The 22,585-nt window shown below is 71.2% G+C and carries 15 protein-coding genes and 1 pseudogene; 9 read left to right on the top strand and 7 right to left on the bottom strand.

Translation table 11 applies throughout. The features are described from left to right. Positions 1-163: 163 nt before the first annotated feature. Complete coding sequence (locus ACFY6U_RS06825) at positions 164-1,105, top strand: Ig-like domain-containing protein (protein WP_390036528.1); 942 nt, start codon at positions 164-166, stop codon at positions 1,103-1,105. On the opposite strand, the gene ACFY6U_RS06820 is transcribed toward ACFY6U_RS06825, so the two are convergent. Continuing rightward, a complete protein-coding gene (locus ACFY6U_RS06820) occupies positions 1,076-1,999 on the bottom strand; it encodes an EamA family transporter (protein WP_390035446.1) in 924 nt (307 codons plus the stop codon). The genes ACFY6U_RS06825 and ACFY6U_RS06820 overlap by 30 nt on opposite strands. Before the next feature lie 39 nt (positions 2,000-2,038). Between ACFY6U_RS06820 and ACFY6U_RS06815 the strand changes: the two genes are divergently transcribed. After that, the gene (locus ACFY6U_RS06815; protein WP_351491458.1) at positions 2,039-2,563 is read left to right on the top strand and encodes a MarR family transcriptional regulator; all 525 of its coding nucleotides are present in this window, start codon (positions 2,039-2,041) and stop codon (positions 2,561-2,563) included. Positions 2,564-2,851: 288 nt separating this feature from the next. Then, on the top strand, positions 2,852-3,067 hold the full coding sequence (locus ACFY6U_RS06810; RefSeq protein ID WP_390035445.1) for a hypothetical protein: 216 nt from the start codon (positions 2,852-2,854) through the stop codon (positions 3,065-3,067). A gap of 639 nt (positions 3,068-3,706) precedes the next feature. On the opposite strand, the gene ACFY6U_RS06805 is transcribed toward ACFY6U_RS06810, so the two are convergent. Continuing rightward, entirely contained in the window at positions 3,707-5,176 is a 1,470-nt protein-coding gene (locus ACFY6U_RS06805; protein WP_390035444.1) for an arabinofuranosidase catalytic domain-containing protein, read from the bottom strand. Between the two features lie 255 nt (positions 5,177-5,431). Between ACFY6U_RS06805 and ACFY6U_RS06800 the strand changes: the two are divergent. Continuing rightward, positions 5,432-6,214 (top strand): annotated as a pseudogene (locus ACFY6U_RS06800) (MFS transporter); the annotation flags it as partial. 141 nt (positions 6,215-6,355) lie between these two features. On the opposite strand, the gene ACFY6U_RS06795 reads toward ACFY6U_RS06800, so the two are convergent. After that, complete coding sequence (locus ACFY6U_RS06795; RefSeq protein ID WP_390035443.1) at positions 6,356-7,939, bottom strand: serine/threonine-protein kinase; 1,584 nt, start codon at positions 7,937-7,939, stop codon at positions 6,356-6,358. A 211-nt stretch (positions 7,940-8,150) separates the two neighbouring features. Further along, positions 8,151-9,671: a catalase gene (locus tag ACFY6U_RS06790; RefSeq protein WP_390035442.1), complete on the bottom strand. Its 1,521-nt coding sequence runs from the start codon at positions 9,669-9,671 to the stop codon at positions 8,151-8,153. Positions 9,672-9,982: 311 nt separating this feature from the next. On the opposite strand from ACFY6U_RS06790, the gene ACFY6U_RS06785 reads away from it, so the two are divergent. Beyond that, the gene (locus ACFY6U_RS06785) at positions 9,983-10,189 is read left to right on the top strand and encodes a hypothetical protein (protein ID WP_390035441.1); all 207 of its coding nucleotides are present in this window, start codon (positions 9,983-9,985) and stop codon (positions 10,187-10,189) included. 129 nt (positions 10,190-10,318) lie between these two features. On the opposite strand, the gene ACFY6U_RS06780 is transcribed toward ACFY6U_RS06785, so the two are convergent. Together ACFY6U_RS06780 and ACFY6U_RS06775 are read right to left on the bottom strand one after the other, a co-directional pair. Next, complete coding sequence (locus tag ACFY6U_RS06780; protein ID WP_390035440.1) at positions 10,319-11,935, bottom strand: cation acetate symporter; 1,617 nt, start codon at positions 11,933-11,935, stop codon at positions 10,319-10,321. Beyond that, positions 11,932-12,351, bottom strand: coding sequence for a DUF485 domain-containing protein (locus ACFY6U_RS06775; RefSeq protein ID WP_390035439.1), 420 nt, complete (start codon positions 12,349-12,351; stop codon positions 11,932-11,934). The genes ACFY6U_RS06780 and ACFY6U_RS06775 overlap by 4 nt, the downstream gene beginning before the upstream one ends. Before the next feature lie 672 nt (positions 12,352-13,023). On the opposite strand from ACFY6U_RS06775, the gene ACFY6U_RS06770 reads away from it, so the two are divergent. After that, positions 13,024-14,208, top strand: a complete 1,185-nt coding sequence (locus ACFY6U_RS06770) for a type III polyketide synthase (RefSeq protein WP_390035438.1) — start codon at positions 13,024-13,026, stop codon at positions 14,206-14,208. Positions 14,209-14,241: 33 nt separating this feature from the next. Here ACFY6U_RS06770 and ACFY6U_RS06765 read toward each other — a convergent pair whose 3' ends face one another. Further along, a complete protein-coding gene (locus ACFY6U_RS06765) occupies positions 14,242-16,383 on the bottom strand; it encodes a SpoIIE family protein phosphatase (RefSeq protein ID WP_390035437.1) in 2,142 nt (713 codons plus the stop codon). A 390-nt stretch (positions 16,384-16,773) separates the two neighbouring features. Between ACFY6U_RS06765 and ACFY6U_RS06760 the strand changes: the two genes are divergently transcribed. The 3 genes from ACFY6U_RS06760 to ACFY6U_RS06750 all read left to right on the top strand — a co-directional run bounded on the left by ACFY6U_RS06760 (position 16,774) and on the right by ACFY6U_RS06750 (position 22,438). Beyond that, positions 16,774-17,277 carry a DUF1203 domain-containing protein gene (locus ACFY6U_RS06760; RefSeq protein WP_390035436.1) on the top strand — a complete coding sequence of 168 codons (504 nt, stop codon included), beginning with the start codon at positions 16,774-16,776 and terminating at the stop codon, positions 17,275-17,277. Between the two features lie 108 nt (positions 17,278-17,385). After that, positions 17,386-17,601 carry a DUF4177 domain-containing protein gene (locus ACFY6U_RS06755; RefSeq protein WP_181803446.1) on the top strand — a complete coding sequence of 72 codons (216 nt, stop codon included), beginning with the start codon at positions 17,386-17,388 and terminating at the stop codon, positions 17,599-17,601. 562 nt (positions 17,602-18,163) lie between these two features. Beyond that, positions 18,164-22,438 (top strand): discoidin domain-containing protein, encoded by a 4,275-nt coding sequence (locus tag ACFY6U_RS06750; protein WP_390035435.1) that lies wholly within the window; start codon positions 18,164-18,166, stop codon positions 22,436-22,438. Positions 22,439-22,585: the final 147 nt, after the last annotated feature.

Genomic DNA, 22,585 nt, shown 5'->3' with positions numbered 1-22,585 from the left:
CGATTCTTGATCCATGTTTTACGTGCCCCGGGGAACTGGAACCCGTGCTGGAGGAGTCTGACGGACAGTGGGGCCTGTCGAGGCCGCGGAGCGAGACGAGTGAGTGGGGCAGGGCGTGGGACGGCGCAAGGGCGGCATAGGCATCGCAGTCGGTACGGTCGCAATGCTGGTGGGTGTGACCGCCTGTGGCGGCGGGGGCGGCAGCGACAAGGCGAGCGGGGGCGACGCGAAGGCGTCCGGGAAGCCGAGCGCGAGCGCCTCGCCCAGTCCCACGAAGCCCGCGGGTCCGCCGATGCTGCTGGACACGATCACCCCGCAGACGGGCACCACGGTCGGTGTGGCCATGCCGATCTCGGTGATCTTCACGAACCCGGTGGCGGCGAAGGCCCGGGCCGACGTCGAGAAGCACATGAAGGTCAGCACCTCGCAGCCGGTGGTCGGCGCCTGGCACTGGATGGGCGACCGGCGCGCCGACTGGCGGCCGAAGACTTACTGGCCCTCCGGTACGAAGGTGAAGATCGACGCCGACATGACGGGCGTCAGCAACGGCAACGGACGCTACGGCGTGCACGGCTACACGCACACCTTCACGATCGGCGACGACGTGCGGGCGGACGTCTCGGTGACCGGCCACACCATGAAGGTGACCCGCAACGGCCAGACGGTACGCACCCTGTCGATCAACGCGGGCAGTGCCCAGTATCCGACGTGGGACGGCACGATGGCCGTCATCGACAAGCAGGAGAAGGTCCACATGACCTCCTGCAGCGTCGGCATCAGCTGCGACAAGGGCAGCCCCAACTTCTACGACCTGACGCTGCCGTGGGACGTCCACCTCACCCAGTCGGGCACCTACGTGCACTACTCGACCGGCGACCCCAACCCGGGCAGCGGCAGTGCCCGCGGTTCGCACGGCTGCGTCCACCTGTCCCTGTCGGACGCCAAGTGGTTCTACGGCCAGGTCAAGCAGGGCGACCCCGTCACCATCACCGGCTCGCCCCGGGGCAAGGCCCCGGCCGACAACGGCTACGCCGACTTCAACCTGGGCTGGGACCAGTGGCTCACGGGCAGCGCGTCAGGAGAGCAGACGTCCACGGCGCTCTGACCCGCGGGGGGAGGGCAGCCGGTTCTCCTGCGGGAGGGGCGGCGGGCCCTCCCGCCTGGGCCGGCCGAGGACGACCCCGGCCAGGACCAGGACGAGTCCGCACAGTTGCTGAACGGTCAGCACCTCTCCCGCGACGGCTGTGCCGAGCAGGACGCCCGTGACGGGGTTGAGCAGTCCTATCAGCCCGACCGTTCCGGCGGGCAGGTGCCGCAGCCCGGTGAACCAGGCGACGAACGCCAGCGCGGTGGCGATCAGCGAGACGTAGCCGAACGCGAGAAGCGCCGGTGCGGACAGTGCGGGCGGCGGGCCCTCGATCACCGCGGCGACCGGGAGCAGGAAGAGGCCTCCCGCCGTGAGCTGCCAGGCGGTCGAGGCCAGCACGTCGGTTCCGGCGCTCCACCGCTTGGTCAGGACGTGCCCGAAGGCCGACACCAGCATGGCGGCGGCGGAGGCCAGGACTCCCGGGAGGCTCGTGCCCTCCACTCCGGTGAGCAGCATGAGGCAGACCCCGCCGAGTCCGAGCACGGCACAGGCCAGTTGGGCGACCCGGGGCCGCTCGGACACCAGGGGCCAGGCCATGAGCATCATCGTCAGCGGGGACACGGCCATGACGGTCGAGGCGACGCTCGTCGGAAGCAGCTGGGAAGCCGCGTAGACAAGGACGAAGAACACGCTCATGTTGAGCAGCCCGAGCACCGCGGACCGCCACCACCACGCGCCGCGCGGCCGCTGCCTGCGCAGGGCCAGCAGGACGAGCCCTGCGGGCAGCGCCCGCAGGGCGGCCCCGTAGAGGGGGAGGTCGGCCGGCAGGAACTCGTGTGTCACGTAGTAGTTGGCACCCCAGGCCACCGGCGCGACCGCGGTGACCGCCACCCAACGCGAATTAGCTTCCATGGAAGCCAATATAACTTCCCGGGAAGGTATTGTGGATGCATGAAGCACGGTGAACCCATCGACCGCGTGGCCCGCATCCAGGCCGACTGGCGCCGCGAGCGGCCCGACGTCGACATCGGCCCGCAAGGGGTGATCGGCCGGCTGCACCGTCTGGCCGGCCGGCTCACCGAGGAGCTCTGTCTCGTCTACGGCCGCTACGGCCTCGGCGAGGGGGAGTTCGACGTCCTGTGCGCCCTGCGCCGTGCGGGGGAGCCCTACGAGCGGGCACCGGGCGAGCTCGCCGCGCACACCATGGTCACCACCGGCGCGATGACGAAGAGGATCGACCGCCTCGAACGGGCCGGACTGGTCACCCGCCGCCGCTCCGACGACGACCAGCGCGGCCGCATCGTCGCCCTCACCGCACCGGGGCGCGAACTGGTCGACCGGGCCTTCACCGACCACATGCGCAACGAACGCCGGCTGGTGGACCTGCTGACCCCCGCCGAGGCCGAGTCGCTCGAAACGCTGCTCACCACCTGGCTGGCCCGCCTGGAGGATCCGCACACGCCCGGCGGCGAGTGACCGGCCCCGGACATGCGGTCACGGTCACCGGTTCACTCGGAGGGGTGAACCTCCCGCGCGCACGGCAGGGCTCGTTCCACAGTAGAGGCCGGGGAGCGGGGGACGCGGCAAAGCCGTGATCGGCTCGTCGTCCCCCAGCGCGCCAGGCACTCCGACATCCGGCTGGCGGCCGATCACCTCCTGGCGACCGACCCGGCCGCGGCCCTGGAGCTGATCCGCAATGTCACCTTCTTCTGGGTCTGCTCCGGCTACCTGTACGAGGCCCGCCGGTACCTGGAGACGGCGACCGTGCCGGCCGCCCGGGACCAGGACGAGACGTGGGTGCAGGGACTGTGGAGCCTCGGGCTGACCCTCACCCTCCAGGGCGAGCAGGCCGCGGCGCACGAGACGGCCGCCGCCTGCCGGCGCGCCGCCGAGGCGGGCCTCGACGCCGAAGGGCTCGGGCGGGCCGCCTACCTGGACGGCCTGCTGCACCTGCTGGAAGGGCGCCCCTCGCCGCGGTGAACGGCGTCGAGACGACGGAACCCGGCACCACCGTCACAGCTGACCGCACCGACGGTCCTGTGCCGCCTGGTCCACGCACGCCTTCGGGCTCACCGGCTCCGGCCGACTGGACCAGGCCCGGCACGAGGCCCTCGAACTCCGCGACCTCTGCGCGGCGCTCGACGAGCACTGGACCCGCTCCTACGCGGAACACCAAATGGCCCTCATCGCCTTCCTCACGCCAACCGCACGACTCCGTAGGGCATGCGCGGGCCGCCCTCGACGCCAAGCAGCACATCGGGGACGCCCTCGGGATCGCCATGGTCATGGATCTCCTCGCCATCAGCCCTGGCCGACGCGGGGGAGGGCACCGCCGCCGCTTACGCCTTCGGCGCGGCGACGCGCTTCTGGGAGACGGTCGGACACCCGCAGCGCGGCACACCGGAGATGGCGGCGCTGCGCAGCGAGTGCGAGGACAGGCTCGTACAGCGCATGGGACTGAAGCGCTACGGCCAGACCTTCCGCCGGGCGGTCGCCGCTGACGCACGCTCACTCGTGTCCTGGGGAGCGTACGGCGGACGTGCCCGAGGAGTGACGGCGCCGACGAAGTCGCCCGCCCCGACGGGCCCCGCCGTCGGCAGGGCGCGCCGGGGCCGGTGCTCAGCTCAGGGCGAAGGCCTGTGCACCGGAACCGTTGCAGTCCCAGATCTGCAGGCGGGTGCCGTTGGCGGTGGCGCCGCTGGGGGAGTCGAGGCAGCGTCCGGACTGGGGGTTGAGGAGGGAGCCGTCGGCCTGCTGGACCCATTTCTGGCCCCCGACCCCGTTGCAGTCCCACAGCTCCAGCTTCGCCCCGCCGGCCGTGCCGTTGCCCTCGATGTCGAGGCACCGCCCGAGGGTGGACAGCGAACCGTCGGGGTTGTGCGTCCAGTGCTGGTCCTCGGCGTAGGTCTGGCAGTCCCACAGCTGTACGGCGGCCCCGTTCGTGCCGGTGTCGTCGGCGGCGACGTCCACGCACTTGCCGCCCGGACCCGTGATCGTCCCCTGCGGGCCGTTCGGCACGTCCGTCTCGCCGCTGTAGCCGACGGAGACGATGTTCGCCTGCACGGCGTTCTCGGCGGCGTCGGTGGGATAGCCGGAGACCATCACGCCCTCGAAGAAGGTCCCCCGGTTCCAGTTGCTGTTGTCGCCCCCGATGCCCAGGATGATGCCGCCCTCCTGCTGCATCGGCTGGTACCCGCCCCGGGGCGGCAGCGCCCCGTCCCACCAGGTGGACAGCGCGCCGGACCGGGAGTCACCGCCCTTGAGGGCGTACCGGGTCTGCCCGTTGTTCTTCAGGACGGCGGTGACGAAGGTGGAGCTGTTGCCCCGGTTCGCGGTGTTGGAGCCGTTGTCGCCCTGGAACATGCCGTTCTCCAGGTCGGCCTCCACCCACGGGCCGTTCCCGGTGCACGGCGCGAAGTAGCAGGTGGTGGCGATGGACACGGCGTCCATGTGCCCGTTGCCGGTGTCGGCAGGGGTGCGCTCGGCGTTGCCGTAGTCGAAGCAGCAGGCGGATCCGACATGGGTGCCGCTCGCCACCATGTAGGCGCCCTCGGGCCGGCCGCCGACGGCGACACCCGAGGCGACACCGGTGTAGCGGTAGCCCACTCCGGGCGAGATCCAGAGTCCGTACACCTTGTGGCCGCCCGCGGTGACGGCGATCTCGGACGCGTCGGCACCCCGGTCGGCACCCATGCCGGAGGTGCCGGCGGGCCCGGGCGTGAGGTCGTTGTGCCGGCCGCTCTGGTCGTAGATCTTCGTGACCCGGCAGCCGCCGTCGGCAGCGCAGAAGGTGTCCTGGGCCGCCGCGTCGGCGTACCCGCCCTGCGTCAGCGGCCCGATGTCGGCGGTGGCCCCGTCCGAGACGCGGGTCACCTGGTACAGCGGACCGTCGTAGGAGGAGAGCAGCGCGCGGGTGACGCTGTGCGCGGCCACGCACGGGGTACCCGCCGCGGCGTAGATGTCGCACGGCAGCGAGCCGGCGGCCTGTGAGGCGGCCGGGAACCCGAGCAGCAGCCCGAGAGCGAGTCCGAGGGAGGCCAGGACGGCCCCCACCCGCGGCCTCCGCGTCCAGGTACTTGGCGAGTTCATGACATTACGGGACAGGGATCCAGGCATGCACGTCCCTTCGAGGCTGGAGTGGGGGAGGCCGCACCGGGGTGCGGCGGCACAGCTCTCAGATCGGCTCGGCCCGGAACTTACGCACGCTGTTCGAGTGCGTCAATATTTGTTTCCTTTTTGGTTCAGACCAAGCCTGCGGGGTGGCGGTTGCAGGAGCACAGAACGCCCGTGTGACAGCACCGTTCCGGGGCAGCCGGTTGTCGTGGGAGGTGGTCACGTCCAGGAATTCGCTTCGGTGAATATCCGAGGGTGGATCCTCTGATTGCGGAATGGGGAGGCAGCGTGTCCGGAGCCGCACCTGACGGTCTCTGTGAACCCGCCCCGGCCACCCCGCCGGCGCCGGTCATCGAACTGCCCCGGCAGGTCCGCGAGGAGCTCGTCAAGGTCTTCTTCCCCGGCGCCTCCCCCGCGGCCCAGGTGATCTCCTCGTTCGCCACCTTCGCGGCCGCCTTCGTCGTACGGCCCCTCGGTGGACTCTTCTTCGGGCCGCTCGGCGACCGGGTCGGCCGGCAGAAGGTGCTCGCCACCACCGTGATCATGATGGCGCTGGGCACCTTCGCCATCGGACTGATCCCCGGCTACGCCACGATCGGCATCGCCGCGCCGGTCCTGCTCCTCGTCGCCCGCACGGTCCAGGGGTTCTCCACCGGCGGCGAGTACGGCGGCGCGACCAGGTTCGTCGCGGAGTACTCACCGGACCGGCGCCGTGGCTTCCTGTCCAGCTGGCTCGACTTCGGCACGTTCGTCGGCTACGCCCTCGGCTCGGCCCTGGTCACCGTGCTGAACGTGCTCCTCACCGACCAGCAGATGCTCAGCCGGGGCTGGCGCCTGCCGTTCCTGATCGCCGGTCCGCTGGGCGTGATCGGCCTCTACATGCGGCTCAGGCTGGAGGAGTCCCCGGCCTTCCAGCAGCAGCTCGACGCACACGAGAAGAACCTCGCCCAGGAGTCGGCGCACGGCGAACTGCGGACCATCGTCACGCGGCACTGGCGCGGGCTGCTCGTCTGCCCCCGAGGTCGGCCTTGAGCCGGTCGACGACGGTCTCGAACTCGCGAGCGTCGGCGCGGGCGACGCACGTACGGTCGACCCGCCGCGCTCGCCTTCCTGCTGCTGCTCTGCACGGCCCTGTGAACAAGCTGCGGCAGTCGGTCAGGTGACGCGCTCGAGGCGGGCCGGTGATCCCGCCGTCTGACTGCCTTCGTCTCCGAGCGCCAGGGTGTCCGCCCCGTCCATGGACAGGGTGTAGACGTTGCCGGGCCTGCACACCACACCCAGCGAAGAATCCGTGGGGGTACTGGTGACCGCCTGGAACACCATCGACGTCCCGTGTGTCTCCTGCAGCCGCAGCGTCTCGGTGCAGCCGATGTCGTCCCCGCTGCCCGCCTCGGTCACATGGCTGACCTGCCGGCCCACCAGATCTCCCCGCTCGGCGGCATGCAGGGTGAGGGTCACGGACACCTTCGTCGTACGTGCGTTGAACACGCCGTCGCCCGCGGTGCTGCCGGGGCCGGTGCCCTGCCAGGTCCCCACCCAGGACGCGGGCAGCGCGTTCGCCGCGGCAGGGCCGGACGAGGACGCGGACGGAGAAGCCGTTGTCGGCGGAGACGTACCGTCAGCGGCCTTACCGTCCCCGGATCCGCCCCACCAGACAGCCACGGCGACGGCCGCCGCGACGACCGGCACCCCGACGGCCACGATCGCCGTCCGGGAGCGCCCCGACCCGCTCCGGGGGGCACGGGGAAGGGTGCCGGTCCCGGCCGGAGGACCGTAGGCCGGCGGCGGACCGAACCCCGGCGGCGCGGGCGCGATCCGCGGCGGGACGGCGGCGGTCGACGCCTCCAGCAGGGCCCGCAGCTCGGCCTCCCGCGCGGCGAGGTCCTCGGCCAGACCCGGCGGCGGGACGGTGACCCACTCCGGGGAGCCGGTTCCGAGCCGCTCCAGCAACTCCTGCGCGGTGGGCCGGGACTGCGGTGCCTTGTGAAGACAGGCCGCCAGGACCGGCAGCAGGGACGGCGGCACGCCGTCGAGCCGGGGTTCCTCGTGCACGATCCGGTAGAGCAGCTGCGCCGCCGAGGGTTCCTCTCCACGGCGCAGGAAGGGCCCTGCACCCGTGGCCGCGTACACCAGGACCGCCGCCAGCGCGAAGACGTCGCCGGGCTCCGCCGCGGCCCCGCCCGTGACCTGCTCGGGAGCCATGTACCCGGGCGAGCCGATGACGCCGCCCGTGCGGGTGTGGCGGGTGTCGTCGGCGGCCCGGGCGATACCGAAGTCGATGAGCAGCGGACGGCGGCGCCCGAGCAGCACGTTGGACGGCTTCACGTCCCGGTGCGCGAGCCCCGCCCGGTGCACGGCCAGCAGACCCTCGGCGAGTTCGGCTCCCAGGGCCAGGACCGAGGCCTCGGGCAACGGTCCGTGCCGGTGCACCCGGTCGGCGAGGGTCGGCGCCGCGACGTACTCCGTGGCCAGCCACTGCGGCCGCTGCCCCGGCGCGCTGTAGTCGACGACCGCGACCGTCCACGGCGAACGGACCTGGTCGCTGCTGGCGATCTCACGCGCGAACCGCTCCTCGAACCCCGGATCCAGGCCGAGTTCGCTCCGCACGGTCTTCAGCGCCAGCGGCCGGCCGGAGGAGGTACGGGAGAGGAAGACCTGGCCCATGCCCCCTTCCCCGAGCCGCGCCAGCAGCGGGTAGCCGCCGACGGCGGGCGGATCCGTGGGATCGAGACTTCTCATGAACGTCTCCGGGCGGTGAGCGCGTCGTGACCGGGCGGCCCACCACCTGCGCACGGAGCCCCCCTTGGCACCGCGTGGACATGGCCTGCGGTGAGGTATTCATATCAGTCGGTGCGGTGCGTACGGGGAAGCCGGGCACGCGGAGGTGCCGTGCGAGCCCTGGGCCCGCACGGCACCCTTCCCGTGCGCCGTCCGCTGCTCGCGGACGGGGTCAGGCCTTGTCCTGCATGGAGCGTCGTGCCGGACTGCCCTGTTCGGCGGCCTTGGGGTCCTTCTCGTCACCCTTGGCGCGGACGCCGTCGGCGATGCGCTTGCCGATCGTCTCGTCGATGTTCGACCAGTACGTGAACGCGCGCTGGAGGACCGGGTCGGTGACGCCGTTGAGCAGATGCCCCACGACGTTGTCGACCAGACGGTCGCGGGCGGCGTCGTCCAGCACCTCCCGGACCATGGTGCCGGGCTGGCCCCAGTCGTCGTCCTCGGGGTGGGAGACGTACGCGGCGCGGACGATCTCGCCGTCCGCCTCCCAGCTGGGCGGCGGGCCGAAGCGGGCGGGGTCGGCGACGGGGCCGCCCTTGGAGTTCGGGGCGTACACCGGGTCGGACGTCTTGCGGTAGGCCATCGCGCCGTCCTTGGAGTACGTGTGGACGTCGACGACGGGGGCGTTCACCGGGAGCTGCTGGTAGTTGGCGCCGATCCGGTGCCGGTGGGCGTCCGCGTAGGAGAACAGCCGGGCCAGCAGCATGCGGTCCGGGCTGGGGCCGATCCCGGGAACGAAGTTGTTCGGCTGGAACGCCGCCTGCTCGATCTCGGCGTGGTTGTCGGTCGGATTGCGGTCCAGGGTCATCCGTCCGACCGGGACGAGCGGATAGTCACCGTGCGGCCACACCTTGGTGAGGTCGAACGGGTTGAAGCGGTAACCCGCGGCATCCGCGTACGGCATGAGCTGCACGTACAGGGTCCAGCTGGGGAACTGGCCGTCACGGATGTGCTCGAACAGGTCGCGCATGTGGTAGTCCGTGTCGACGGCGGCCATCTGGTCCGCCTCGTGCTGGGTGAAGAACTCGATGCCCTGGTCGGTCTTGAAGTGGTACTTCACCCAGAACCGCTCGCCCTTGGCGTTGATCCACATGTACGTGTGCGAGGTGTAGCCGTTCATGTGGCGCCAGGTCCGGGGGATGCCTCGGTCGCCCATCAGCCAGGTCACCTGGTGGGCCGACTCCGGGGAGAGCGTCCAGAAGTCCCACTGCATGTCGTGGTCGCGCAGGTTGCTGTCCGCACGGCGTTTCTGGGACCGGATGAAGTGCTGGAATTTCATCGGGTCCTTCACGAAGAACACCGGCGTGTTGTTGCCGACCATGTCGTAGTTGCCCTGGCTGGTGTAGAACTTCACCGCGAAGCCGCGGGGGTCGCGCCAGGTGTCCGGACTGCCGCGCTCACCGGCGACCGTCGAGAAGCGAATGACCAGGTCGGTGCGGGTGCCGGGCTGGAAGAGGCCTGCCATGGTGTAGGCGCTGACGTCCTCGGTCACCTCGAAGTGACCGAAAGCGCCGCTCCCCTTGGCGTGCGGCTGGCGCTCGGGGATCCGCTCCCGGTTGAACTGTGCCATCTGCTCGATCAGATAGGCGTCCTGCAGCAGGATCGGTCCCCCGGGCCCCACGGTCAGCGAGTGCTCGTCGCTCTCGACGGGGGCACCGGAGTCGGTCGTGGTGAGGGGTGGCTTCTGCGTCATGACTCTGCCTTTCTCCGCACGGAGCAGTGGGTGCCGGTCCTTGCGGGGCCTGGGGTCCTTGCGGGGGCCGCCGACCGGTCGGGACACCCGTGGCCGTGCCCCTGAGTGGCGGGTGACCCGGCGTGAGCGAGACAAACACCGAGCGCCCCGCGCCCGGTGACCGAGCCGTGTGCCGAGGACCGCCCGGCCCGGCTCTTCGGCATCCAGCCTGGTCCCGGCGGGCCGGAGCCGCCACTCGGGGCCGGGGACGCTTTTTCGGGGAGAGCGGCAGCCGGTCGTGTCCCCGGCTGGGGACGGTCGTTCCTCAGGGCATGAAGAGCATCGTCACTGCTGCCGCGCTCGCCCTGACGGGCGTGGCTCTCGCCGCCCCTGCCCACGCGGACGGAACCGCCCCCGGTCCCTCCCGTGACCTCGCCACCAAGGTCGCCGGGGCGCTGCCCAAGGCCGCGGTGGCGGGTCTCAACGCGGCTGCCGCGTCCATGACCACCGGCCTCCAGGACCGGTCCCCGGCCAAATAGGTCCGTCCGTCGAACGGGTCTGTCCCGTGGAACAGGCCCGTCCGTCCGGCCCCGGCCCGGTCGGTCTTTCTCGGCGGCCCGGGTCGGGGGGCGACCTCCCGCGCCCCTCCGGCCGTGCCTGACGACTCCCTACCGGGGCGAATGGCCCGGGGGTGCACCGGTGAGCAGGTGGCGCTCGTGGGACGCGTAGCGGCTGCGTTCACGGTCGGCGGACCGCTGGCCCGCCAGGACGGTGGTGAGCCAGCCGGTGAGGAATCCCGCCGGCACGGAGACGAGGGCGGGTGTGTTGTAGGGGAACCAGGCGAAATCGGCCTCCGGGAAGGCGGACAGCGGTGTCCCGGAGACCAGGGTGGTGCCCGGGGCCAGGGCGAGCACGGTCAGCGAGCCCACGACGAGGGTGGCCAGGAGCGCCGTGCGCGTGTAACGGCGCCAGAAGAGGGTGTAGAGGAGCGCGGGCGCGATGGCGGAGGCGCCCAGGGTGAAGGACACCGTCGCCAGGGGCTGGAGACTGCGGTGCTGGGCGAGGACGGCCAGGAGGATGGTCGGGATGCCCACGGCGAGGGCACTGCACCGGGCGAGGGCGAGTTCCCGGGCCGGTGCCGGGGGAGTGGCGCGGGACGCCGTCAGGTCGTGGGCGAGGGTGTTGGCGCAGGCCAGCGTCATGCTCGCGACGGAGGCGAGCAGGGTGAGGAAGACTGCGGTGGTGACGGTGGCGAAGAGCAGGCTCTCCGGCCGGGACAGAGCGGCTCCGAACGCGGCGCGGGCACCCAGCAGGTAGGCGGTCGTCCCGTGTGCGTCGGCGGCGGCGATGCGGTCGTGACCGACCAGCGCGGTCGCGCCGGCGCAGATCACCGTGAGCATCAGGATGAAGAGGGTCACCGAGGAGACCGCCCAGGACATCGCCCGGCGGACCTGGCGCGGCGTGCCCGCCGTGTACATCCGCATGGTGACGTGCGGCAGACAGGCGCCGCCCAGCACGATGGCGGCCTGGGTACTGGCCATGTCCAGGGCCGGATGCGGGCTGCTGGAGTACTGCAGACCCCAGGTCAGGTAGGCGTCACCCGCCCCGCTCCGTCCGGCCGCCGCGTGGAACAGCGCCTGGGGCTGCCAGTCGAACGCGCGCAGGATCAGCACGCTCACGACCAGCCCCGAGCCGAGCAGCGCCACGGTCTTGATGATCTGGACCAGCGCGGTGCCGGGCATCCCGCCGAGCGCCGCGTAACTGATCATGAGGACACCGGCCCCGGCCACGCACCCGTTCTTCATGCCGGTGTCGGCGAACCCGAGGACGTACGCCAGGAGTTCGCCGACCCCGGCGAGCTGGACGACCATCATCGGGACGAGTGCGGCGAGGGTGACCAGGCAGGCCGTGACGCGGACCGACCGGGCCGGGTGACGGCGGGCCAGCGCGTCGCCCATGGTGTAGCGGCCGGTGTTGTGGAGGGGTTCGGCCAGCAGGAACATCAGCAACAGCAGGGACAGCAGGGCGCTGAGGGCGAGGACAATGCCGTCGTAGCCGCACAGGGCGATGATCCCCCCGATGGTGAGGACGGTGGCGGCGGAGATGTAGTCACCGGCGACGGCCAGCCCGTTGCGCAGCGGCGACAGGGACCGGTAGCCGGTGTAGAACTCGGCGAGGTCGTCCGCCTCCGGGCCGGTGAGCACGCACAGCAGCAGGGTGAGGGCGACCACCGAGCAGAACGCGACGAGGGACCAGGACTGGGCGGAGCCGCCCAACCCGGTCACGGCGCCTGCTCCCGGTCCGCGACGGCCACGCCCGTCTGACGTCGGGCGCGTCGCGCCAGGGGGTCCACGAAGCGGTGCGCGGCGGCTTCGTAGAGCAGGACCGCCAGCCAGGTCACGGGGATCTGGACGAGGGCCAGGAGCAGTCCGGTGGGCAGGCCGCCGGGGCCGGGGCGGGCCATCAGCGAAGGCGCCTTGACGGTCAGGGTCAGGAAGGCGGCGAAGTAGCCGAGTGCGGTGATGGTCGCCACCCGCCGCTGCCAGCGGTACGCCCGCCGCAACAGGCGCAGGGTGCGGTGGGCACCGGAGCGGGGGCTCGCGGGGAGGGTGTCGTACGGCACCTCGCCGGTCGACCAGGTCGGGGACGGGCGGTCGTACGGGGACCGGTCCGAGGGTAAATCGGGCACATCATAGGACATTTCGGCAACTCCTCGGTGGGGACCGGGTCCGGTCGTGACGGGCCGCGAGCGGGGAGGGCGGTTCGGCCGGCCGCACGCCGTGCGGCCGGGAGCTGATGGGAAGCCGTGTGCGCCGGTCGTCCAGGACGTCGTCTCATGGGGGAGCGGTCGGGTGAACAGGGCGCCATGGTCTCCGGCGTGGGCGCCGTCCGCCAGAGGTGCGGTCGGAGTCGATGGGAGCGGTCCGCGGTGCGCGGGGCTGACGTCGGGATCTCCGCCAGGAGGTGCTGAAGCATGGGCGGAGTGCGCGGTGGCGCGATTGCTTCGAAAAGTGCGCCGTCGCACACCTCATGAGCCCTGGGGCGCCCGCCGGTTGACCCGCCCGTGCGCGGCGCGGCTGTGACGCACTTCATGGGTGGCGTAGGTCTCGAACGCGGGCCCCGACCAGTGCGTCGTTCAACTTCCTGAAGCGGCAAGGAGTTTGCTCGGCAACGATCTCGCCCGGGCGGCCTCGCGTCTCCGCCGGACAGTCTCCGTAAGGAACCGCTATGGCTCCGTTGGTACATGGAGCAGCTCGGAAGTTGTCGAATGCGAAGTACATTGCAATTACAGCGTCTTGGCCTCGCTCTGGATAACGGGGCAGATATCGGACACTTCGCACGATTTACCAGCTTTCTGCGAAAGATGCTTGCTATGAGCGCCTATCTGACTCCTCCAGCCGTAGTACAAGGTGAACATGCCGTGACGACCGGCGAGATCCTCGCGGAGGTCCGCGGCCGGCAGCCACAGGCTCCGTGGCTGCCGCGGATGGACGGCATCGCCGCGAGCACGGGGATCGACTCCCGCGGCTGGATGCTGCCGCTGGAGACGGCCGCCGCGCCCGGCAGCGGCACGGGCCTGCGAACTCCGGGCGCAGGCCCGGCCCGTGCGGCACTGGCCGGCAACGGGTTCACCGAGCACGAGGTCGACCGCGCGATCGCCGCCCTGGAGGCGATACCGGCGCCGCAGACCATCCAGGAGCGCACCGCGCCGGCCTGGGCGGCCGTGCAGACGTACGGGGAACGCGCGGCCCGCGACGCCCTCCGGGCCGCCGGACTGGACACCGCCGACGTCGACTGCCTGATCACCAGTCACTCCACGACCCCGGCCCTGCCAGGGCTGGACCTCTCCCTCCTCAACCGCCTCGAACTGCGCGACGACGTACTGCTGCTGCCGGCCACCCAGTGGGCCTGCATCGCCGGCACCCGCTCGCTGGCCCTGGCGGCCGACCTGGTCGCCGCGGACCCCGACCGGGTCGTGCTGGTCGTGATATCGGAGGCGCTGAGCACCACCTACCAGCCCGCCGACGACACGCTGGAGTCACTGATCGTGCGGCTGCTCTTCGCGGACACCGCCGTCGCCGTGGCGGTCACCGGCCGCCCCCGGCCGGAGTCGGTCCTGCGGCTGGACGCGGCCTGGCACCACACCCTGCCCGGCACCACCGACCTGCACCGGCTGGAGACCCGGGAGGACGGCACGCATTTCGTGATGGACCGCCGGGGGCCACGCGCCGTGCAGGAGACGGTGGCCGCGATGTGGGAGTGGCTGCGCGCACGTCACGAGGGCGACGGGCACTCCTGGCATCCCGACCTGCTGCTCGCGCATCCCGGTGGGACGCGGGTGCTGGAGTACATGGAACAGACGATGCCCGACGGATGGCCGGAGGGGCTGCTGGCCTACAGCAGGGACAGCTACACCACGGGCAACCGTGGCGGTGCCGCCGTCCTCGACATCCTGCGCCGTGCGCACGACGCCGGCCAGAAGTCGGGCAGCCGTACGGTGCTGTACGCGGCCGCGCCCGGGCTGACGGCCACGGCGGTGGAAGGGGAGTGGCTGTAGCGGAAGCCCGCCGCTCTCAGCGCGCCGCCGGCGCTATCCCTCCAGTTCCGCCCAGACGGCTTTGCCGGTTTCCGTCCACCGCACCCCCCAGCGCGTGGTCAGCTTGTGGACGACGTACAGACCCCGCCCGTCGTCGTCGAGCGGGTCACCGCGGCGCAGGCGCGGCCGGCCGTTGCCGGTGTCGCCGACCTCGCAGGTCAGCCGGCTTCCGGCCCGCACCAGCCGCACCGTGACGGGCCCGGTGCCGAACCGGACGGCGTTGGTGACCAGTTCGCTCAGCACCAGCAGCGCGCTGCCCCTGGCCTGATCGCCGAGGTGCCAGCGCCGCAGGAGGGGCGCGGCCAGGGCGCGGACGCGGGCCGCGGTGTCGTCCCGGGCGGGCAGCCGCCAGGTGACGGTGTCCCGGCTGCGCCGCCCGGCCATCCGGGCCAGCAGCAGGGTGACGTCGTCGCGCAGCGGCTCCTGCGGGCCCAGCCGGGCGACCACGCGACGCGCGGCCTGCTGCAGATCGTCCCAGGGATGCACCTCGCGCACCACGTCCGTCAGCCGGCCGATGCCGTCGTCGATCGAGGCCGCCGGATCCTCCACCAGGCCGTCGGTGTACAGGACGAGAAGCGAACCGGGCGGCGCGCGGAACTCGTGCACCTCGAACGGCTCCCGTACGACGAACTCCGCGCCGAGGGCCGGGTGCGGCTGTGCCGCGACGGTCTCGGCGGAACCGTCGGGATGCACCAGGACCGGTGGCAGGTGGCCGGCGTTGGAGATCAGCACCCGGTGGTCGACCGGGTCGTAGACCGCGATGCAGCACGTCGAGCCCAGCGCGCTGTATCCGGCGGCGAGGCCGGCGTCCGTGTCGTCCAGCAGGGTGACGGTCTCGTCCAGACGCTCCAGGACCTCCCCGGGGCCCAGCCCCGCCGACAGCAGCGCGCGTGCCTCCATGCTCAGCTGGCCCATGGCCGCAGCGGCCCCGAGACCGTGGCCCACGACGTCACCGACCACCAGCGCGGTGCGGTCCCCCGGCAGCGGAAAGCTGTTCACCCAGTCACCGCCGACGCCCGCACTGTCCGGCGTGGTGGGCTCGTAGACACTGGCGACCTCGATGGTGTCGCTGCCGGTCCGCGGCAGCAGCCGGCGCTGCAGCGCCAGGACCTGGGCGTGCTCACGCTGGTGCTGGCGGGCCAGGTCGACGTGCCGGGCGGTCTTGGCCACGAGCTCCTGCAGGTCGAGCAGTTCGCCGTCGCCGAAGAGGCACTCCGGCCGCCGCCAGACCTCCGTCACGCCCAGCACGATGGGCCCCGGCGTGCCCTCCGGTCCTTCCACCACCAGCGGTATGCAGGCGACACTCACCGGCCGGTTGCCGGGCACCAGGGCGCGCACCAGCCGCGGATCGTCCAGCGCCTGCTCGATCGCCGCGCGGTCCGGAATGACGACGGCCTGCGGAACGTCGTCGCGCATGACCGCACCGGCCAGCAGGCGGCTCGCCTCGAGGGGGAGGTTGTCCCCGGGCGTCAGGTATCCCTCGGGCCAGGCCCGGTCCGGCACCAGGGCCGCCCGCCGGAGCCGGATGCGCTCCTGCGCCTGCTCGGTGACCGCCTCGCCCGTCCACACGGCGTAGTCGAGGTTGACGGCGGCCACGTCCCCCCAGGCCAGCAGGGACTGGGCCAGGGACTGCGCGGTCTCCCCGATGTCCAGGGAGGTCCCGATCGCGGTGGCCGAGGCGTACAGGTGCAGCCGCTTGGCCATGGCGATCAGCGAGACCGTCAGGCCCTCCTGTGGTGGGGCGGCCGGCAGGATGCTCATCGAGACCACCAGCTCCGACCCGTCGGCCCGCCGCAGGCGCTGGACCCGGGCGACATGCGCCTCCCGCGTCTCGAGGACCCGCTGCAGCCGCTTCGTGACCGTCGGTACGTCCCCCGGCGGCAGCAGGTCGGCGAAGGCGGCCCCCGGCGCGGCACTGACCCCCGCGAACGGGGCGGCGTCCAGATTGGCGCCGCTGATCCGCAGATCCCGGCCGAGACTGACCACCCCGAGGATCCGTTCCCCGCCCTCGGCCCCGCCGCCGGCCCCCGAGACGCGCTTCCCGCCCACCGCCGTCGCGCCGCCCTTCGGGATGTAGTCCCCGAGGGCGCCGCTGACCGTGTCGAACGGCGAAGCAGAGGAGGGTGTGGGGTCCATGCAGCTCACACAACTCGCTGACTCCGGCACGTACCGGCAGATCGTCCCGAGTCCATGCGGGCAGGTCCCGAGAACCCTCTCCCGCACATCTCATGAGTAACACAAATACCCTGCTCATCGAAGGGGTAAAAGTGATCAAAAGAACACAAACCGGGAGTGGCGTGGATGACGCTCCCGTGTAACCGACCCGCGCGCTCCGGGCGTACGCCCATCCTTTTCGCCCGACGCTCGTCGGGCCGCTGCGCGGGGAGGGCGCGATGACCGCCACCAGGGCGGCCGAGCTGACGGGCGCATCCGTGGTCGGCTGCTCGTATCACCTGCGGATCCCGGCCGAGTACGGGGTCCGATACCCGCCAGCGACCCGCGTCGTACCGCGCCACGCTGGACGGCATGACCACCGCCTTCCCGCCCCTCCCCATCTCCTCCGTCGCCCTCAAGGAGCTCCGGGTCCGTGACGACGCCGGGAATCCGCCGCGCCCGTACACGGACGGCGAAGGCGGCGCGCCCCTGCGCTGCTGCCTGCGGTCCAGTACCTCGGGCGAGCGGATCGCCCTGCTCTCCTACGCCCCGCTGCGCCGCTGGGCGTCACGGACCGGCGTCGACCCCGGGGCCTACGACGAGCAGGGGCCGGTCTTCGTCCACGCCGAGGACTGCGGCGGCCCGGCCGGCGAGCACCTCGGCTATCCGTGGGCCCGCCCCGGCGCGCTGCGCGTCCTGCGCCGCTACGACAGCCGAGGGCACATCACGGGCGGCCGCCTCCTGGAGCTTCCCGACGACGCCCAGGCGGCGTTCGCGCATGCGCTGGCCGAGGCCTTCGCCGACCCCGGGACCGCCCAAGTACACGTGCGTGCCGTCGAATACGGCTGCTACCACTTCCGCGTGGACCGCCCCTGAAGCAGAAAAACGGAGGCCCGGCGGTGCGCCACGGCACCCGGGGATGATTGGCTGGCCCCGGCCGATTCCACACCGACCCGGCTCTGCCGGCAGGAGGACCCCGCAGTCATGAGCAGTGCCTACGCCTACGAATACAAGGTCGTCACTTTCCGGGAGTCGCTGATCGGCGACGCGCTGGACAGCGACAAGCTGGAGAAGGTCCTCAACGAGCACGCCGAGGACGGCTGGGCCCTCAAGGCCATCACCTCCGCCGACGTCAAGGGCCGCATAGGTCCCGGAGCCGTCGAGGGCCTGCTCCTGACCTTCGAGCGTCCCCGCGGCTGACCGGAACGCAGCCGGCAGCAACCGAACGCCCCCGACCCGCCGAGGTCCGGGGGCGTTCGCCGTCCTCCCGACGTGGACTCGCGCGCAAGCGGCCGAAAGGCGACGTGATGATCGTCCAGACCCGGTGGGCCGCGGTCGGCCACCGGGCCCCCACCGGCAGGAACACGAGCGTGCCGGCGCTTTGCGCGTCGGGTGGCGTGGCATCCGAGGCGGCCCGACCTTCGCTCTGAGCCGTTCTTGACTGTCGGACCGAGGTGTGCGGGAGCGCAATAGATTGCGCTCCTTGCGTTCACTTGCGCTGAGCGATGCACGTACAGCATGCACAGTCTCTTGGTCTCGGGCGCGGCGCGTACGTCGTCTCCCCCGATGCATGCGTGCTTCTGGTGAAATTTGTGCAGTTCTGGTAGTGGACGGGTCCGCATTGCTCTGCAATATTTCGATGAAACAATGCAAAAGCCTGCGCGGAACTGTTCCGCGCCGCACCTTTCTGCACCACTCCGCCAGGAACGAGCCGCCCTCGCCGCCCCATCGGCGTGCGAGCCTCCGCAGGAAGTGACCCCGCATGACTCGACACAAGCCGAGATCCTGGAGACGGCGCGCGGCGACCGCTGTGCTCGCCTCCGCCGTCATGGTTCTGGGCATGCCGGCCGTCGGCGCACACGCGGCCGGCGGCCCGAACGCCGCCGCGGACACCGCGAGCACGGCAGGCAGCGCCCGTTCCGCACACGCGGCCGCCAACGTCACCGACGGCGACACCGACACCTACTGGCAGGCCGGAAAGAAGTCGGCCCAGTGGGTCCAGACCGACCTCGGGCGGACCAGGCGCGTCCGCGAGGTCGTGCTGCGGCTGCCCGAGCAGTGGCAGACCCGCAGGCAGACGCTGGCGCTCCAGGGCAGCGCCGACGGCAAGAGCTTCGCCACGCTCAAGTCGACGGCGCAGTACGTCTTCGGCCCGGGCAACGACAACACGGTCAAGGTCTCCTTCCCCGCCACCCTCGCCCGGTACGTACGGGCCGACTTCAGCGCCAACTCGGCCGCCGGCACCGCCCAGCTCGCCGAGATGCAGGTCCTCACGACCGCCGCCGCGACCCCGAACCTCGCCCTGGGCAAGCCCTTCAGTGAGAGCGGCCACGCCGACGTCTACGGCGCGGCCAACGCCGGTGACGGCAACCGCAACACCTACTGGGAGAGCACCAACAACGCCTTCCCGCAGTGGCTCAAGGTCGACCTCGGCTCCTCGGTCCAGGTGAACCAGGTGACGCTGCGCCTGCCCAGCGGCTGGCCGAGCCGCAACCAGACGCTCAAGATCCAGGGCTCCACCGACAACCAGAACTTCACCGACCTGACGGCGTCGAAGGCGTACGCCTTCAACAGCTCCGACGACCAGTCGGCGACCATCACCTTCGACACGACCACCACGCGGTACGTACGGGCGCTGTTCACCGCCAACGACGGCTGGCCCGCCGGGCAGGCGTCCGAGCTGGAGGTCTACGGACCGGCCACCGGCGACACCCAGGCGCCCACCGCGCCCGCCGACCTGACCTGCAGCGAGCCGACCACCGGGCAGATCAAGCTGACCTGGAGCGCGGCGACCGACGACACGGGCGTGACCGGCTACGACGTCTACGCCAACGGCCAGTTGCGGGCGAGCGTCGCCGGGAACGTCCTGACCTACACCGACACCCAGCCGGCCGGCGCCGACATCACGTACTTCGTGCGGGCCAAGGACGCCGCGGGCAACGTCTCCGCCAACAGCAACAGCGTCACCCGCAAGGGCGCGAGCGGCGACACCCAGGCCCCCACGGCGCCCGGCAACCTCGCCTACACGCAGTCCGGCAGCGACGTGAAGCTCACCTGGCAGGCGTCCAGCGACAACGTGGCGGTCACCGGGTACGACGTCTATGCCAACGACCAGCTCGTGAAGACCCTGGCGGGCGACGTGACGACGTACACCGACACCCCGTCCGCGACGGCCACCGTCACCTACCACGTGAAGGCGAAGGACGCCGCCGGAAACGTGTCGGTGGCGAGCAACAGCGTCACCCGGCCCGGCTCCGGTGCAGGCTCCGACCTCGCCCAGGGCAAGCCCGTCGAGGCCTCCTCGTACACCTTCACCTACGTCGCCGCGAACGCCAACGACGGCCAGATCGGCACCTATTGGGAGAGCGCGGGCGGCGCCTACCCGGCCACCCTCACCACCGAGCTGGGCGCCAACGCCGACCTCGGCCAGGTCGTCGTCAAGCTCAACCCGGACCCGGCCTGGTCCACCCGCACCCAGAACATCCAGGTGCTCGGCCGCGACCAGGACGCGACCACCTTCACCAGCCTCGTCGCGGCGAAGGACTACACGTTCAACCCGGCCACCGGCAACACCGTGACCATCCCGGTCTCCGGCGCCGCCGCCGACATCCAGCTCAAGTTCGCCTCCAACACCGGCGCCCCCGGCGGACAGGTCGGCGAGCTCCAGGTGATCGGCACCCCGGCCGCCAACCCGGACCTCAAGGTCGCCGGCATCACCAACTCGCCCGCCGCGCCCGTCGAGTCGGACGCCATCAGCCTCTCCGCGACCGTCACCAACAGCGGCAGCAAGGCGTCCAAGGCCACCGACCTGAACTTCACCCTCGGCGGTACCAAGGCGGCCACGGCCGACGTCCCCGCCCTCGCGGCCGGCGCCTCGGCGACGGTCACCGCGAGCATCGGCACCCGGGACGCGGGCAGTTACCCGCTCGGCGCCGAGGTGGACCCGTCCAACAAGGTCATCGAGCAGAACGAGGGCAACAACACCTTCACCCGCTCCGACGCCCTCGTCGTCAAGCCCGTCTCCAGCTCCGACCTGGTCTCCGCGCCGGTCGCCTGGACACCCTCCAGCGCCTCCGCCGGTGACACCGTCGCGTTCACGGTCGCCCTGAAGAACCAGGGTACGTCGGCCTCGGCCTCCGGTGCCCACGGCGTCACCCTGACGGTCCAGGACGCCAACGGCGCCACCGTCAAGACGCTTTCGGGCTCCTACAACGGCACCATCGCCTCCGGCCAGACGACCGCACCGGTCAGCCTCGGCTCCTGGACGGCCGTCAACGGCAAGTACACCGTCAAGACGGTCATCTCCGACGACGCCAACGAACTCCCGGTCAAGCGCACCAACAACACCACCACACAGAACCTGTTCGTCGGCCGCGGCGCCGACATGCCGTACGACATGTACGAGGCCGAGGACGGCACGGTCGGCGGCGGCGCCAAGGTCGTCGGCCCCAACCGCACCATCGGCGACTTCGCGGGCGAGGCGAGCGGCCGCAAGGCGGTCACGCTCGACGCCACCGGCCAGTACGTCGAGTGGACCACCCGCGCCGCCACCAACACCCTGGTCACCCGCTTCGCGATCCCCGACGGCACCGACGCCACCCTCGACGTCTACGTGGACGGCCAGTTCCTCAAGGCGATCGACCTCACCTCGAAGTACGCCTGGCTCTACGGCAGCGAGACCGCACCCGGCAACTCACCCGGCTCCGGCGCCCCGCGCCACATCTACGACGAGGCGAACCTGCTGCTCGGTAAGACCGTGCCCGCCGGTTCCAGGATTCGCCTCCAGAAGGACGCGGCGAACACGGCCGGTTACTACGCCGTCGACTTCATCAACACCGAACAGGCGACGGCGAACCCCAACCCCGACCCGGCCGCCTACACGGTCCCGGCCGGCTTCACCCAGCAGGACGTGCAGAACGCCCTCGACAAGGTCCGCATGGACACCACGGGCAAGCTCGTCGGCGTCTACCTGCCCGCCGGTGACTACGACACCTCCAGCAAGTTCCAGGTGTACGGCAAGGCGGTCAAGGTCGTCGGAGCCGGGCCGTGGTTCACCCGCTTCCACGCCCCCGCCTCGCAGGAGAACACCGACGTGGGCTTCCGCGCCGAGGCCACGGCCAACGGCTCGACGTTCGCCGGCTTCGCCTACTTCGGCAACTACACGTCCCGGATCGACGGCCCGGGCAAGGTGTTCGACTTCTCCAACGTCTCGAACATCACCATCGACAACATCTGGGCCGAGCACATGGTGTGCCTCTACTGGGGCGCCAACACCGACAACATGACCATTTCCAACTCCCGTATCCGTGACACGTTCGCCGACGGCATCAACATGACGAACGGCTCCACGGACAACCACGTCGTCAACAACGACGCCCGCGCCACGGGCGACGACAGCTTCGCGCTCTTCTCGGCCATCGACGCCGGCGGCGCCGACGAGAAGAACAATCTCTACGAGAACCTGACCTCCACCCTCACCTGGCGGGCGGCCGGCATCGCCGTCTACGGCGGCTACGACAACACCTTCCGCAACATCCGCGTCGCCGACACTCTCGTCTACTCCGGCATCACGATCTCCTCGCTGGACTTCGGCTACCCGATGAACGGCTTCGGCACCGATCCCACGACGATCGAGAACGTCTCCCTGGACCGGACGGGCGGCCACTTCTGGGGCTCCCAGGTCTTCCCCGCCATCTGGGCGTTCTCCGCCTCGAAGGTCTTCCAGGGCATCCGGGTCAACGACGTCGACATCGACGACTCCACCTACGGAGGCGTCATGTTCCAGACCAACTACGTCGGCGGTCAGCCGCAGTTCCCGGTGAAGGACACCATCTTCACCGACATCTCCATCACCAACTCCAAGAAGAGCGGAGACACCTTCGACGCCAAGTCCGGCTTCGGCATCTGGGCCAACGAACTGCCCGAGCCCGGCCAGGGTCCTGCCGTCGGCGAGGCCACCTTCCGCAACCTGCGGATGAGCGGGAACGCCCAGGACATCAGGAACACGACCAGCACCTTCAAGATCAACATCGAGTAGGTCCCGAAGGGCGGTGAAGGGAAGGGGCGCCCCGGCGGGGAGGCCCCCTCCTGCCGTGTCCGGCACTACCCGATCGTCTGGCAGAAGCGGGCGTCGGGGTCGGGGGCGTGCAGCGTGCCGCCGTCGAAGGACCACGAGCAGCCAGGT

This window comes from Streptomyces sp. NPDC013157 (assembly GCF_042899865.1).
Classification (GTDB): domain Bacteria; phylum Actinomycetota; class Actinomycetes; order Streptomycetales; family Streptomycetaceae; genus Streptomyces.
This window is presented reverse-complemented; position numbering and strand designations above follow the sequence as displayed.

Coding starts and splice junctions, on each gene's coding strand:
- ACFY6U_RS06805 (WP_390035444.1), bottom strand. CDS start 5,176: ATGAACTCGCCAAGTACCTGGACGCGGAGGCCGCGGGTGGGGGCCGTC.
- ACFY6U_RS06815 (WP_351491458.1), top strand. CDS start 2,039: ATGAAGCACGGTGAACCCATCGACCGCGTGGCCCGCATCCAGGCCGAC.
- ACFY6U_RS06760 (WP_390035436.1), top strand. CDS start 16,774: ATGACCACCGCCTTCCCGCCCCTCCCCATCTCCTCCGTCGCCCTCAAG.
- ACFY6U_RS06785 (WP_390035441.1), top strand. CDS start 9,983: ATGAAGAGCATCGTCACTGCTGCCGCGCTCGCCCTGACGGGCGTGGCT.
- ACFY6U_RS06820 (WP_390035446.1), bottom strand. CDS start 1,999: ATGGAAGCTAATTCGCGTTGGGTGGCGGTCACCGCGGTCGCGCCGGTG.
- ACFY6U_RS06795 (WP_390035443.1), bottom strand. CDS start 7,939: ATGAGAAGTCTCGATCCCACGGATCCGCCCGCCGTCGGCGGCTACCCG.
- ACFY6U_RS06765 (WP_390035437.1), bottom strand. CDS start 16,383: ATGGACCCCACACCCTCCTCTGCTTCGCCGTTCGACACGGTCAGCGGC.
- ACFY6U_RS06790 (WP_390035442.1), bottom strand. CDS start 9,671: ATGACGCAGAAGCCACCCCTCACCACGACCGACTCCGGTGCCCCCGTC.
- ACFY6U_RS06755 (WP_181803446.1), top strand. CDS start 17,386: ATGAGCAGTGCCTACGCCTACGAATACAAGGTCGTCACTTTCCGGGAG.
- ACFY6U_RS06775 (WP_390035439.1), bottom strand. CDS start 12,351: ATGTCCTATGATGTGCCCGATTTACCCTCGGACCGGTCCCCGTACGAC.
- ACFY6U_RS06825 (WP_390036528.1), top strand. CDS start 164: ATGCTGGTGGGTGTGACCGCCTGTGGCGGCGGGGGCGGCAGCGACAAG.
- ACFY6U_RS06770 (WP_390035438.1), top strand. CDS start 13,024: ATGAGCGCCTATCTGACTCCTCCAGCCGTAGTACAAGGTGAACATGCC.
- ACFY6U_RS06750 (WP_390035435.1), top strand. CDS start 18,164: ATGACTCGACACAAGCCGAGATCCTGGAGACGGCGCGCGGCGACCGCT.